Below are 13676 nucleotides of genomic sequence, written 5' to 3'. Positions count from 1 at the left end.
TTGTACCTGTGCATCAGCGGATTTTTACGTAGTGTGAATGAAGATGACTCGCTTAAATTCGATTTTGATCTAGATGAACATCTCAACGATCAAATTGTACGAATTTTAGGCCACCGCAGCCTTAACGCGATGTCTGAAGGGGAGTGGCTGCTGACGAAGGAGCAGGTAATCGAGCTATCGCAAATTATCGGGGAATCTCTACCGACAGATCTTGATTTGTATATTGGCGTCCTGGCGTAGCTGACGACAGAACCGGGACGTAGCAAGAAATGGAACACGAGATGCCGGCACAACATCGCATGTCATATATCGTCGAGATCTTCGACAAAAAAAGCGAGACGTTAACTTTTGAAATAAGACTGCCTGCTGGGAGCGATGCACAACTGAAGCAGATCATGGAATGGTCGGCCCCCCAACGCGGCGGCTCAGGTTATAACCTGAGCCCCAGCCAAGCCGCAGCTATTGAAGCATTGGCCGGCAAGCGTTTTTACGATGACGATCATATTTTTCAGCTCACCTGCAATATTGGCTGAAATTCTTCGACGAGCTTCATGCACGAAAATCCGCGATCAGCATCACGGATTTTGCACGCTATCATTACTTCTGATACCGTGCTGAAATTGTGATAGGAAGGATTACCATGACAGCTATTCGGCAGGACCTTGACCTTCAGGACAGACGTGATCTGATCGAACTCAAAGCCTACGTTGAAAGCGTGCTTGGCCTGAAGCTACGACTGAAACCGTGGGAAAACGTGAAGATCCTTCCGTATGCATTGCGTGATCGATACGAGTTTTTCATCACAAATTTCTTCGACGCCCCATGTCTTATTCTGAAGGAACGTCCACAGCGTGAAGCCAGCGTTGCTGATGTAGCCAAGCATATCCAGGCCATCCACAACCTCCAGTCCCACAACAAGTTGCCCGAGACTGGCGATCTAATGATTTTCGTCACCGATACGCTACCCAGTTATGACCGCAAGCGACTGGTAGAGAAAGGCGTTCAGTTCATCGTGCCGGGCAATCAACTTTTTCTTCCGGCCTTTGGCATGGATTTGCGTGAATATTACCGCCAGCGCCTGAACAAACCTCAGGTTCTGAGCCCCGCCACCCAAGCCATGCTGATTCAATACTTGATCAAAGGCTGGCATCACTCGCTGCTGATCACCCGCGCAGCATTCGAGCAGTCCTTCTCCTACGCCAAAATGACCATCACCCGAGCGATCAGGGAACTGACCGACTTGGACATTGTTAAGCCTGGAAAAGAACTGGGCGAATCCGCAATCATTTTTCATTTATCGCCCGAGGAAACGTGGGAAAGGGCGAAGGAGGCCATGCGCACGCCGGTCAAGAAAACACTTTGGCTCAATGCAATCCCGGAGGCATTTGACACACCAATGTTATTGGCAGGAGAAACGGCACTGGCCGAGATGAGCCTTCTTGCCAGCCCAAAAGTGATTTGTTTTGCAATGACGGCAGCGCAGTTCGATCAAATTCGAACACGCGCGCAGTCTGAAAGGAACGAGATCTACGGGGACACTTTTGGCGGTTGGGGTTCAACGACAAAAACGATCCAGTCAAAACTCGAGGCCACGGCCCCCTATGCCGAGGTGCCACAAAACCATGCGGCGTGTTGCATTCAGTTTTGGAGCTATGAACCACCCCGCAGCAACATCGCCAATGGGATCGTGGATCCCTTTTCTCTCTATCTAAGCCTCAAGGATGACCACGATGAACGCATACAAATGTGTCTGGATGAAATGATGGAGAATGTGAAATGGTAGTGGGTGTTGACCGGTTTCGAGAGTATTTCAAAGACTTCCAGGGCAGTTACGTTCTGATCGGAGGGATGGCCGCCTCGATTGCCATGGAGGAACTCGGCGAGGCATTTCGACCGACCAAGGATCTGGATATCGTGCTGGTCGTCGAAGCCCTCGACCGTGAATTCGTCGGACAGTTCTGGAAGTTCATCAAGGACGGCGGCTATACCATTCGCCAGAATGGGGACAGCGATGAGGATTCCCCTGTTTTCTATCGTTTCCAAAATCCTGTGGACAAGTCTTTTCCTGTTCAGGTCGAGCTGTTTTCCCGCGTCCCGGACGGCCTGGACCACGAAGAAGCAGCCCGAATGACTAAGATTCCCGTAGAGGAACAAGCTGCGAGCCTGTCTGCGATTATCCTGGATGATGAGTACTATGCCTTTCTCCTCGCTGGCATCGATCATACCCAGGAGATCAGCCATATCGGGGCCGACCGGCTCGTTCCCCTCAAAGCCCATGCCTGGCTCAACAAGAAGGCGTCGCTTGGGCAAGGCATTGCAGTGGACAGTCGCGATATCAAAAAGCATTTCAGGGATGTGATCGTACTGGCTGTCGGTCTCACTGAGGGAATGGCTCAGCTACCGGAACGACTGGCGCTCGATTTGAAGTCGTTTCTTAACCAAGTGCCCACTGAGCTCGCGTCAAATCCTCAGGCCTACAAAGGGGTGGACGGCGACCGCCTGATCAAGACTATTCAAGAAGCCTTCAGCCTAGCCTGAATCAGTTTTTCCGCACGATATCATTAAGCCTGATATCGTGCTGAAACATTGTTTCAGCTCATAGCTAGAGGCATCAGCCCGAAACAGGGACCACCGTTGTGCCTCCCCTGTGGATAAACATCACTGACATTCAACGACAACTACACCGCCACTTCCTAGCTATCGACCTTCCTGAAGTTCAATTGAAACTCCTGAGTCCAGCTGCAGGCGATGGACGCAATAGTGGCACTTCAGTAGCATTCACCCCCTTCATCGATCCCCTCAAGGATGACCCATGCTCGCCCTGCCTCGCTCCCCAGCCCCGTTGCTAGCATTGTCCGCGTTGTTTGTATTGCTCGGCGGCTGCAACGTCCATGGCAGTTACCCCGATGCCATCGAACCGGACGCCGCCAAGTTGCGGTTCGTCGCCAACACCAGCAACGCCACCCTGGATTATTTCGACGCAGCCCATTGCGACGGGCAAACCACGGGCATTCTCAACAACATGCTGCTGAGCGATACCGCGCGGCGGGTGGGGATGAGCGTTCCGGCGCCCAAGGATGCGAGGGGTTATCTGGAGGTCAAGCTCAAGCCCGGCGAGCAGATTCACCTGCGCACCAACATGAACAGCGGTTATGCCGTGTGTGGCAAGGGCTTCAACTTCACGCCCGAGGCCAATGCAGAATACGAGGTGACGTTCAAGTCCGAGAAGAACTTCTGCCTGACTCAGTTGCAACGCTTGCAACGGGTCGACGGCAAGGACGTGCGCACACCGATCCCGATCCTGAAAAAGGACTTTCCCGCCTGCGCCGGTCGCAATGCGCTGTTTCCCAAGATCTACCCGGACACACCCCATCGCTTGGAGCTGATGAATCGAGTCATCGATAAAAGCCTGGTCGTCACGGTGAAGACGGATCCGGCCAAGGAAAAAGTCGAGAGCTATTCGACAGAGAAGCTGGACACCCTGATCAGCGAACGCAAGGCCAAGCTCGGCTTCGACCTGCCGGCTGACTACTGGACGCTGTACCGGGAAAACCTGAAGACATTTGGTGATGACATGGCGCAGAACAAGGCGCACTCGATGGAACGCTTCAAGGAGGAATACCAGGCGCGCCTGCGGCAGTTGAAGGACGAGCAGTTGGAACAGTGGGCGTTGCCTAAAACCGCCGATGCCAAGCCGGAGAAAGCCGAGGTCGACCTGGACGTCGCGATGATGGTGGAATATTTCCGGATCGGGAATGTGGTAACGGTCGAAGCGGTGGGTCATCACCTGGACAGGATGTCGCTGATGGATGAGCGTTACGGGGTGTGCGCGCGGTACGCGGAGTGCTGGAAGCGCAACTAGCAGGAGGATGGGCCACCATCTTCGCGAGCAAGCCCGCTCCCACAGGGGGGGGGACGGCGGAAGGTTACTGCGCGGTCAACTCGGTCAAAGCACGAACCCGCTGCTGCACATTGATCAAATGCAGCCGCATCGAAGCCCGCGCCGCCTCGGCATCACGGCGCGCCAACGCCGCGTAGACCTGCTCCCGCTCACGCACCACCAACGCCCGGTTCTCGCCCGTCACCACCGGCCCGGCCTGTTGCACAACCGCGAGCAATGTATTGCCGACATGGGCGATGGCATCGATGAAGAAACTGTTGCCGGTGCATTGGGCGATCTGCAGATGAAATTCGAAATCGGCCCGGGCGCTGTCGTCATCCGTTGGGTCAAGCGCATTCGCTACGTCGAGCGCTTCACGCATCGCCAGCAATTGCTCAGGCGTAGCCCGTTGCGCGGCGATGCCGGCGGCTTCCACTTCCAGGCTCAGGCGCAGTTCGATGACGGCCAATGCGTCGTAGGCGCCGCCCTTGACGTGCTTGCTGCCCTGGAAATCTCCCGGCCGGGCGGTGTCGACCACAAAGGTGCCGATGCCGTGGCGTGTCTCGACCAAACCTTCGGCCTGCAGCCGGGACATGGCTTCACGGACCACGGTCCGACTGACGCCGCGTTCCTTGATGATGACCTGTTCGGTCGGCAGCTTGCTGCCCGCGGGCAGCTCGCCGGCGAGTATCTGCTGCGTCAGGTCGACCACCAGTTGCTGAGTCATGCTCAGGCGTCGATCGGTTGTGACACGCTCCATTGCACCTATCCATCAAGCCAGACGATCGCGGCATTATAGCCGCGACCTTGCCCCAAAACTCACTATAATGCCCGCTGATCACACTAGAGCACGCCGATGACGGACCAAGCGTTATCTCCATTGAACAAGCCGCGCCGCCTCGCCGAGACACTGGTCGACCGTTTTGCCCAGCGCATGCGCGACGGCATTCTGAAATGCGGCGAAAAGCTCCCCACCGAAGTGCACATCATGGAAGCCGAAGGCGTCAGCCGTTCGGTGGTGCGCGAAGCATTGTCGCGCTTGCAGGCGGCAGGGTTGGTGGAGACGCGCCATGGCGTCGGCACCTTTGTGCTGGACATGCCTGGCGCCGGAAGGTTTTACCCTCGGGCCGGCGACGATCGCCACGTTGTCCGATGTGCTTAACTTGCTGGAGTTTCGCCTGAGCCTGGAAGTACAGGCCGCCGGCATGGCCGCCGAGCGCGCCACGCCCGAAGCCCTGGCCGAGCTGGCCCAGGCGCTGGAAGCGTTGTTGCAAGGGCCTGAGAAATCCGGCACCACGATCAATGCCGATTTCCAGTTCCACCTGAAGATCGCCAAGGCGGCCGGCAATTACTACCTGATCGATATCATGAAGCACCTGGGCACCAAGCTGATCCCGCGTACCCGGATGAACTCCGCCTATTCGGGGCAGAGTGATCGCAGCGCCTACCTGCAGGGGATCAATGCCGAACACCAACAGATTTTCGATGCCATCGCCAGTCACAATGTCGACGCGGCGCGGGCGGCCATGTACCTGCACTTGAGCAACAGCCGCATGCGCCTGTGTGAAACCCAACAACGCCAGGCGTTCTACAACGAGTAACCCCCGCAGTTTTGTGGCTGCAGTGACCACAGCATTTGTATCCTCCACCGCCCCCTGTGGGAGCGAGCTTGCTCGCGAAGGCGGCGGCACATCCAATATCATCGGCACAGGCAGACCGCTATCGCGAGCAAGCTCGCTCCCACAGTTTTATTCAGTGTTGACTACCTCTCCCACAACTCAGAAAAAGTTGTACTGGACCCCCACCCGCAACCGCAGTTGCCGATCACTGTCCACCGAGTTGACTTTGATATCACCCACTTCAAAGAACGGTGCCCAGCGCTTATCCCATTTGTACTTGACCACGGCATTCTGCTCATAGTCATCGGTGCCGCCGTTGTAGCGGATGTAATCGGCATCGAAGTAAGTCAGTTGATACTCGTAAGCCCAAGGCCCTTGGTTTGCATAGTTGATATAGACGTCGTAGCGATGGATCGTCTGGTCGTCCTGGCCGTTGTCCGGCACGTCGCGATCGACCTTGTCACGGTCCAGCTTGCTGACGTCGTAGCGATAGCGACCGGCGATGCTCAGTTCCTTGGTGATCTTGTAGCCCAGGCGCATGCCCGTCTTGTAGGTGGTGGATTCCTCGTCGCTTTCCATGGCGAACGAAGGCGTCAGCGTCCAGCGATCATCGATCTTGTGCTGGTAGTTGACGGTAAATTCGTGGCCGCTGCCGACGGTGTTGTCGAAAGCGACATCTTCCCGGTCACCAGCGGTCTTGTATTTGAGCTCACCTTCCAGGCCCACACCGTTATCCAGCCTGATGCCGAACTTGGCGCGGTCGGCGTGCATGCGGGTCTTTTCAGCGTATTGATGGCGGACGTTGATATAACCGGTATCCGCCTGAGCGACAACCGAAGTGAACAGCGAAGCGATCGACAAAACTACCAGGGTCTTTTTCATGTTTTTTATTCTTGTAAGTTGAAATCAATAGTTGGGTTGAACGCCAAATCGCAGGCGAGCGCGTGCGCGCATTGAAACGTGCGGTTCAACGTGTTCTGCGGTTTAAAACAGGTACAGCGGGTTAGTTACTTCAAACGGCGATAGGGACTCGTTGTATGTCGCGACTGGCTTGCACCAGCAGGCGTGTGTATTCGTGGGCGGCGCCATCGTTTGCCAGTCGATGACTGTCGAGCGTCTCCACTACCCTGCCCTGCTGCATCACCGCCAGCCGATCGCACAAATGCGCAACGACGGCCAGGTCGTGGGTGACCATCAGATAAGTCAGCCCTTCCTGGCGGCGCAGTTCGGCCAACAGGTTGAGGATTTCCGCCTGCACCGAGACGTCCAGCGCCGAGGTTGGCTCATCCAGCAGCAACACCCGTGGGCGCAGGATCAGCGCCCGGGCAATCGCCACGCGCTGGCGCTGGCCGCCGGACAATTGATGCGGGTAACGAAAGCGAAAGCTGTCGTTCAAGCCGACTTTGCGCAGGATCTCGCTGACCTTTTGCCCACGCCCGTCGATGCCATGGATGCGCAGTGGTTCCTGCAAAGCGGCGTCGATGGTGTAGCGCGGATGCAGTGAAGCGTATGGATCCTGAAAAACCATCTGCACGGTGCGGTAGTGGTCCAGCGGCAGCTTGCGCGTCACCGCCCGGCCGGCGACTTGCAATTGTCCGGTCCAGTGCTGGTACTGTCCGGCCAGGCAACGCAGCACGGTGGTCTTGCCCGAACCGGACTCCCCCACCAGGCCGAAGGCTTCACCTTCGGCGACGCTCAAATCGACGTCGTGCAATACCGCATTCAGTGCCGCGCCCGTGCCGAAACTGAGGTTCAGGCCGGTGATTTCGATCATGCTCATGACAGGCTCCTCAAGGGTTCAACCAGTGTGGGTCGCGCTGCAACACCGGCAGCGTGGCGCGCGGATGGTCCAGGCTGGGCAACGCCGCCAACAGGCCTTGGGTGTACGGATGGGTGGCGTTGTCCAGGTCGGCGGCGGCAATCGACTCGACCACGCGCCCGGCGTACATCACCAGCACCCGATCACAGAAATGCCGCACCAGGTTCAGGTCGTGGCTGATGAAAATCAGCCCGAGGTCACGCTCGCAGACCAACTCTTCAAGCACGTTGAGCACCTGCTGAGCGCACCGACACGTCCAGCGCCGATGTGGGCTCGTCGGCGATGATCACCTGGGGATCGGTGATGACCATCATGGCGATCATGATCCGCTGGCCCATGCCGCCCGACACCTCGTGCGGATACAGGTCATAAACCCGCCGAGGGTCGCGGATGTGCACCTTGGCGAGCATATCCAGGGCCCGTTCCCGGGCTTGGTGATGGGGCACCTTGTGGTGGGCGAGATAGGCTTCGGCGATTTGCTCGCCAACGCGCACCACCGGGTTCAGCGAGTACTTCGGGTCTTGCATGATCATCGACATGCGCGCCCCGCGAATCGCCTGGATCTGCTTTTCGCTGGCGCTCAGCAAGTCGATATCGGCAAAACGCAAGGTCTTGGCGGTGACCCGCGCCGTCGGTGGATGCAAGCGCAAAAGGCTGCGGCCGACGGTCGATTTACCCGAGCCGGATTCACCGACGATGGCGAGTTTTTCCCGGCCCAGGGTGAACGACACATCGCGCACCGCCAGCGAGGTTTTGCCCGCGTTGCGAAACTCCACGCATAAATCCTGTACGGCCAGTTTTATCTCAGTCATGGGACTTTCCTCAGGATTGGCTGCGGGGGTCGAGGACGTCGCGCAAGCCGTCGCCCAACAGGTTGAAGGCCAGGCTGACCAGCATGATCGCCGCACCGGGCGCCGCCACCAGCCACCAGCTTTCGAGCATGTAGCGCCGCCCGGTGGAGATCATCGCGCCCCACTCCGGCAGCGGTGCCTGGGCGCCGAGACCGAGAAAGCCCAGGGCAGCGGCAGTGAGGATGATGCTCGCCATGTTCATGGTCAGGCGGATGATCACCGACGACAGGCACATCGGGATGATGTGGCGCAGGATGATCCGGGTGCTCGACGCGCCTTGAAGTTGAACCGCGACGACGAAGTCAGCGTTGCGCAGCGGCAGCGTTTCGGCGCGAGCGAGCCGGGCAATCGGCGGCCAGGCGGTGAGTGCGATGGCGATCACCGCGTGCTCCAGACCCGGGCCGAGGGCGGCGATGAAGGCCAGCGCCAGGACCAGGCTGGGGAACGAGATGAAGATGTCGGTGATGCGCATGAACAGGCTGTCGACCCAGCCGCCGAAGTAACCGGAAACGGTGCCGACCAACAGGCCGATGGGGCCGACGATCACCGTCACCAGCAAAACGATGTACAGCGTGATGCGCGAGCCATACACCAGCCGGGCGAACACATCGCGACCGTATTCGTCCGTGCCGAACCAATGCGCGCTGCTGGGCGCTTGCAACGCGCCGGCAAGGTTCTGCAACAGGGGATCGTGACCGGCGATCCACGGCGCCAACGCCGCCACCACCATCAAGGTCGAGACCACAACCAGGCCGGCAAACGTCATCGGGTTGCGCAGCAAAAATCGCAGCAGTCGAGTGGCGCTGGCCACCAGCGCAGCCGTACTCGAAGCGGGCAGCGCGGCACTGCCGGCTGCGCTGGAAGCAAGGGGCAGGTTCATTAGCGAGTCCTCGGGTCGAAGATCTTGTAGAGCGCGTCGCTGATCAGGTTCAGCGTCACGAAGATGAGGCCGATCAACAGCACGCAAGCCATCACCGCGTTCATGTCGCCGAGCAACAGACTGCTCGTCAGGTACTGCCCGAAGCCTGGCCAGGCGAAGACGGTTTCGATCAGCACCGCGCCTTCGAGCAACCCGCCGTAGGCCAGCGCAACAATGGTCAACAGCTGCACGCGGATGTTGCCGAAGGCGTGGCCCCAGACGATCTTGCGCTGGGACAGACCCTTGACCCGCGCGGTAATGATGTATTCCTGGGACAACTGCTCAAGCATGAAGCTGCGGGTCATGCGACTGATGTAGGCGACCGAGTTGAAACTGAGGATCACCGCCGGCAGCAGGATGTGCCGCAGTGCGCTGCGAAAGGCTTCCCAATCGCCGGACCAGGCAGTGTCGATCAACAACAGCCCGGTGTGCGTCGGAATCAACCCGTCATAAGCCAGGCCGATCCGCCCGACACCGCCGGCCCAACCCAACCAGGCGTAGAACACCAGGAAAGCCATCATGCCGATCCAGAAAATCGGCGTGGAGTAACCGAACAGCGTGATCAGCCGAGCGACATGGTCACCGGCACGGCCCTGATGGGTCGCCGCGTAGACACCCAGCGGCAGCCCCGCCAACACGCCAAACAGAATGGCCAGGGTCGCCAGTTCCAACGTGGCCGGAAACACCCGGGCGATGTCGGTGATGACTGGATTGCCGGTCAGCAAGGCCATGCCGAAGTCACCGTGGAGCAGGTCGCCGAGGTAGATCGCAAACTGCGTCCACAACGGTTTGTCCAGGCCCAGCTCCTTGTAGACCTGGGCATAGGCCGAGGCGTCGGCGTCCGGGCCGACGATGGCCAGCACCGGGTCCAGCGGCATCACCCGTCCGATAAAGAAAGTCAGCAGCAGCAACCCCAGCAGCGTCACCGCCACCGAGCCGCCGCGCCGGGTCGCCGAAGCGGCCCGGGTGGTCCAGATTGAAAAGGATGCAGTCGACATATTCATTCCTGCCTTGGCCTTGGGGCCGTCGATTTCAGCGCTGCTTATAGACGTCGCGAAGGCGCGTGGTGGCGGCGGTGTGGCCGATGTAGTTGCGCACGTCGGCGTGGATCACCACCTCGTCGACCATTTGCGAGACCGGCATGATTGCCCCGGCTTGTTGGTCGTAGAGGGTCTGGACCTGGGCGTACATCTGCCGCTGGCGCTCGGGGTCGCGCTCGCGCTCGGCCTGCTCGATCAACTGGTTGAGCTGCGGGTCGAAGAACGAGGTGCGCCAGCCCTGGAAATTGCTCAACTTGGCTTCGGTGCGGTTGTCCGGGTTGTACACCAGGGCGCGCAGGCTCGAATGCGGATGCCGCTCAGCCCCGCCGCCGCCACGCCCGACGAGGATGTCGAATTGACGGTCGCGCATCGCCCCGTAGATCTGGTTGCCGGTGCCGGTGATGATCGTCGCCTGGATGCCCGCTTGGGCGAGCGTCGCTTGCAGGCTGGTGGCGATATTGATGAACGGTGGATCGGTCAGCGAACGGATGCTCACCTTGAAGCCGTCGGCGTGACCGGCTTCCGCCAGGAGGCGCTTGGCCTTGGCCACGTCCAGGCGATAACCCGGATCGTCCAGGCGCGCTCGGCAAGCCCAGTTGCATCGGCCGTTGGTTGATCACGCCGTAGTGCGGCATCACCACGTCGTTGATGCCCTGGTAGTCGATCAACAATCGGATCGCCTGGCGCACGCGGATGTCCTGGAACAGCGGCTGCTGCATGCTCAACGCCACGTAGTACAGCGTGCCCCGGGCGATGCTCTGGATGTGCACGTCATCGACCGCGCCCAGGGCCTTGATGTCGGTGGCCGCCATGCCGCGGGCAACGTCCAGGTCACCGCGCTCGACCATCAGGCGCAAGGCCTGGGATTCGGTCATGTTGCGCATGATCACCCGGCGCAACTTCGGCGCGCCGCGCCAGTACTCATCGTTGCGACTCATCAGGATCACGTCGTTGGCGCGCCAGATATCCAGCTTGAACGCACCGGAACCTGCCGTATGCGTGGCCAGCCACGCCGCGCCCTGATCGTCGCCGACCTGATGCTGCAAGGCCACCGAGCGATCGACGATGAAGGCACTGGGCGAGGTCGCCAACGTGTTGAGCACCAGCAACGGATCGGTGCTGCGCGGCAGCTCCATGACAAAGGTGTGCGGCCCTTCGGCGCGCATCAGTTTGACGACGTTTTCGGCGGTGAAGCCGTAGGCTTTCCAGGTCGAAGCCAGGGCGCGATTGAGCGTGACCACCCGCTGCAAGGACCAGGCGACGTCTTGCGCAGTGAGCGGCGCACCGGAGTGAAAGCGCACGTCGTCGCGCAATTGAAAGGTCAGGCGCATACGGTCCGGGCTGATTTCCCAGCTTTTGGCCAGGGCGGGAATCAGCGTGTCCGGCTTCGCCGCGTCTTGCTCCAGGAGCATGTCATAGACGTTGGCGTTGACCTCGGCCACTTCGAGCCCCGTCGCGGCAGCCGGGTCCAGGGACAGCAGGTTGATCATGCTCATGCCCACCACCAATTGGTCGGCGGGCGTTTCGCCTTGGGCCAGGCTGACGGGCGCCTGCACGGTGCACAGGGCCACGATGACACACAGCAGCCTGGTCAGGCGCTTGGGCCAGAGTTTCATGGTTCAGTCCTTTCTTATATTTATAAAGACTTGTCGTCCGGGCCGTTCAGCCTCGGACGCAGTGCGCCATCAGTGCCGGGATAATGTATTGGCTTCGATATACGCGAAGTTGATGTCCTCGCCCAACCCCGGCCGATCCGACAGATGCACATAACCGTCGGCGTCCATCGGATCGACGAGGCTGTTGAGGTGCGCCGGCACTTCCTCGTAGTCGAGAAACGGGTGCAGCAGGCCTCGCTCGTACCAACGACAATTGCTGATCGCCCCGACCACGGCGAGGTTCGCCGCGCCGTTGCCGTGGACTTCGCAATCCATGCCGAACGACTCGGCCAGATGCGCCACTTTCAGGCACGGCCCGATACCGCCGACGCCGGCCACGCCGGCGCGCAGGATGTCACAAGACTTCTGCGTCACCCAACTGGCGCGGCTGTGGAATTTGCCGGCGATGCTTTCCGGGCCCAGCACCGGGATGTCCAGGTTCGCAGCGAGCCAGGCGTAGGACTCGGCGGAGTCTTCCATCATCGGCTCTTCGAACCAGGCGAAATTCAGCTTCTCCAAGGCCTTGCCGATGGTCAGCGCATCCATGCGGCTGTACCAGTGGTAGCCATCGAGCATCAGGGCGATGTCCGGGCCAACCGCCTCGCGGACGGCGGCGCAGGCCTGGATGTCCATTTGCGGATTTGGTGCGAAGGAAATCGGCGGCATCCAGGTGTGCAGCTTGATTGCCTTGTAGCCGCGCTTGACCAGCTTCTCGGCAAACTGGCCGTACTCATCCGGCGTCGACAGACCACCCGGCAAATCGTCGCCGCACATCGTCGAGCCATAGGCCAGGACCTTGTCGCGGTAACCGCCGATGAGCTTGTGCACCGGCAACTTCAGCTTGCGCCCGGCCAGATCCCACAAGGCTTGTTCCACCAGGGCCAGGGCCCGATCGGTGAATTGCCCGGCGCTGCCGCGCTGCCAGTGCGCCAGATCCTGCCAGATGCTCTCACGGTCCATCGGGTCGCGGCCGATCAGCACCTTGCGCACGAAGGATTCGATGATGTGCGGGCGAATCAATTCAGGCGTACCGAAGGCATAACCCTCCGATCCGTCGTCGCAACTGATTCGCAGCAGGGCCATCTTGATCATGACTTCGTCGCCGGGATGGGCGTGGCCGGCACTGTCCTGGGCGCGACGCGACGGGGTGGAAAAGATTTCGACGTTAACGCCTGTGATTCTCATGGGAGGGCCACCGTGTTGTTATTTTTTATTTGTATGTCGTCATACAACGTAACGGATTATTCGAATGTTTTCGCAGACGTGTCAACCCACAAAACCAAACAAACAGGAGATTTTTCATCAAACCATCTTCCCAAGGAAGATGGCGCCCATAGAAGTCGTCATACCACACGACTTTGTCATCGCAGGGAATCAGCTCGCTCCCTCTGCGGGAATTGTTGGGCTAAAGTGATTGGGTCATTGGCGTGACACCCCATGCGGAGGCCGGTATGAAGGACTTCACCATCGAACGCATCGACCACATCGTCCTGCGGGTAACCGACATCGAGCGCAGTCTCGCCTTCTACACCTCGGTGTTCGGCTGCGAGCTCAGGAAGCGTCGGGACGATCTGGGATTGATCCATCTCGGTGCCGGTGCATCGATGATCGATCTGGTGGCTGTCGATGGCCCGCTTGGCCGCCAGGGTGGCGCGGCTGCCGGCAAGCAGGGCCATAACGTCGATCACTTCTGCCTGCGCATCGAACCGTTTGACGAGCAGGCCTTGATCGCTCACTTGCGCAAAGCGGGCCTGACCGTCGAAAAAGCGCAGATGCGTTATGGCGCGGAAGGGAAAGGCTGGTCGGTCTACTGCTTCGATCCGGATGGCAATCAGATCGAGTTGAAGGGGCCAGCGTTGGAGGCTTGAACTCCAGCCAGCCTGATGCGGTCGG

Annotated in this window: 12 protein-coding genes and 3 pseudogenes; 7 read left to right on the top strand and 8 right to left on the bottom strand. The window is 59.5% G+C overall.

What is annotated here, in order from left to right; translation table 11 throughout:
• From AB4N42_RS08485 to AB4N42_RS08465, 5 genes are all read left to right on the top strand, one after another.
• Positions 1-240, top strand: a complete 240-nt coding sequence (locus AB4N42_RS08485; protein ID WP_030138640.1) for a pyocin S6 family toxin immunity protein — start codon at positions 1-3, stop codon at positions 238-240.
• 41 nt (positions 241-281) lie between these two features.
• A complete protein-coding gene (locus tag AB4N42_RS08480) occupies positions 282-533 on the top strand; it encodes a DUF7683 domain-containing protein (protein WP_261978135.1) in 252 nt (83 codons plus the stop codon).
• 107 nt (positions 534-640) lie between these two features.
• A complete protein-coding gene (locus AB4N42_RS08475; protein ID WP_030138638.1) occupies positions 641-1783 on the top strand; it encodes a hypothetical protein in 1143 nt (380 codons plus the stop codon).
• Positions 1777-2538: a hypothetical protein gene (locus AB4N42_RS08470; protein WP_030138637.1), complete on the top strand. Its 762-nt coding sequence runs from the start codon at positions 1777-1779 to the stop codon at positions 2536-2538. Before AB4N42_RS08475 ends, AB4N42_RS08470 begins: the two co-directional genes overlap by 7 nt.
• Before the next feature lie 274 nt (positions 2539-2812).
• Positions 2813-3862 (top strand): hypothetical protein, encoded by a 1050-nt coding sequence (locus tag AB4N42_RS08465; RefSeq protein WP_030138636.1) that lies wholly within the window; start codon positions 2813-2815, stop codon positions 3860-3862.
• Between the two features lie 64 nt (positions 3863-3926).
• Here AB4N42_RS08465 and AB4N42_RS08460 read toward each other — a convergent pair whose 3' ends face one another.
• A complete protein-coding gene (locus AB4N42_RS08460; protein ID WP_030138635.1) occupies positions 3927-4640 on the bottom strand; it encodes a FadR/GntR family transcriptional regulator in 714 nt (237 codons plus the stop codon).
• A 96-nt stretch (positions 4641-4736) separates the two neighbouring features.
• On the opposite strand from AB4N42_RS08460, the pseudogene AB4N42_RS08455 reads away from it, so the two are divergent.
• Positions 4737-5481 (top strand): annotated as a pseudogene (locus AB4N42_RS08455) (FadR/GntR family transcriptional regulator).
• A gap of 177 nt (positions 5482-5658) precedes the next feature.
• Here AB4N42_RS08455 and AB4N42_RS08450 read toward each other — a convergent pair.
• The 7 genes and pseudogenes from AB4N42_RS08450 to AB4N42_RS08420 all read right to left on the bottom strand — a co-directional run bounded on the left by AB4N42_RS08450 (position 5659) and on the right by AB4N42_RS08420 (position 12968).
• Positions 5659-6381: an oligogalacturonate-specific porin KdgM family protein gene (locus AB4N42_RS08450; RefSeq protein WP_030138633.1), complete on the bottom strand. Its 723-nt coding sequence runs from the start codon at positions 6379-6381 to the stop codon at positions 5659-5661.
• 130 nt (positions 6382-6511) lie between these two features.
• Positions 6512-7279: an ABC transporter ATP-binding protein gene (locus AB4N42_RS08445; protein WP_030138632.1), complete on the bottom strand. Its 768-nt coding sequence runs from the start codon at positions 7277-7279 to the stop codon at positions 6512-6514.
• 10 nt (positions 7280-7289) lie between these two features.
• Positions 7290-8130, bottom strand: a pseudogene (locus AB4N42_RS08440) (ABC transporter ATP-binding protein).
• Positions 8131-8140: 10 nt separating this feature from the next.
• The gene (locus AB4N42_RS08435; protein WP_030138630.1) at positions 8141-9049 is read right to left on the bottom strand and encodes an ABC transporter permease; all 909 of its coding nucleotides are present in this window, start codon (positions 9047-9049) and stop codon (positions 8141-8143) included.
• Positions 9049-10086, bottom strand: coding sequence for an ABC transporter permease (locus AB4N42_RS08430; protein WP_030138629.1), 1038 nt, complete (start codon positions 10084-10086; stop codon positions 9049-9051). The genes AB4N42_RS08435 and AB4N42_RS08430 overlap by 1 nt, the downstream gene beginning before the upstream one ends.
• A gap of 34 nt (positions 10087-10120) precedes the next feature.
• Positions 10121-11744, bottom strand: a pseudogene (locus AB4N42_RS08425) (ABC transporter substrate-binding protein).
• 69 nt (positions 11745-11813) lie between these two features.
• The gene (locus tag AB4N42_RS08420; protein ID WP_030138627.1) at positions 11814-12968 is read right to left on the bottom strand and encodes a mandelate racemase family protein; all 1155 of its coding nucleotides are present in this window, start codon (positions 12966-12968) and stop codon (positions 11814-11816) included.
• A gap of 266 nt (positions 12969-13234) precedes the next feature.
• Between AB4N42_RS08420 and AB4N42_RS08415 the strand changes: the two genes are divergently transcribed.
• Positions 13235-13651 carry a VOC family protein gene (locus AB4N42_RS08415; protein ID WP_217860300.1) on the top strand — a complete coding sequence of 139 codons (417 nt, stop codon included), beginning with the start codon at positions 13235-13237 and terminating at the stop codon, positions 13649-13651.
• Positions 13652-13676 lie beyond the last annotated feature (25 nt).

The sequence above is a fragment of the Pseudomonas sp. H2_D02 genome, from assembly GCF_054677635.1.
Note: the sequence above shows the minus strand (reverse complement) of the source record. Positions and strands in the feature narration are given on the sequence as shown.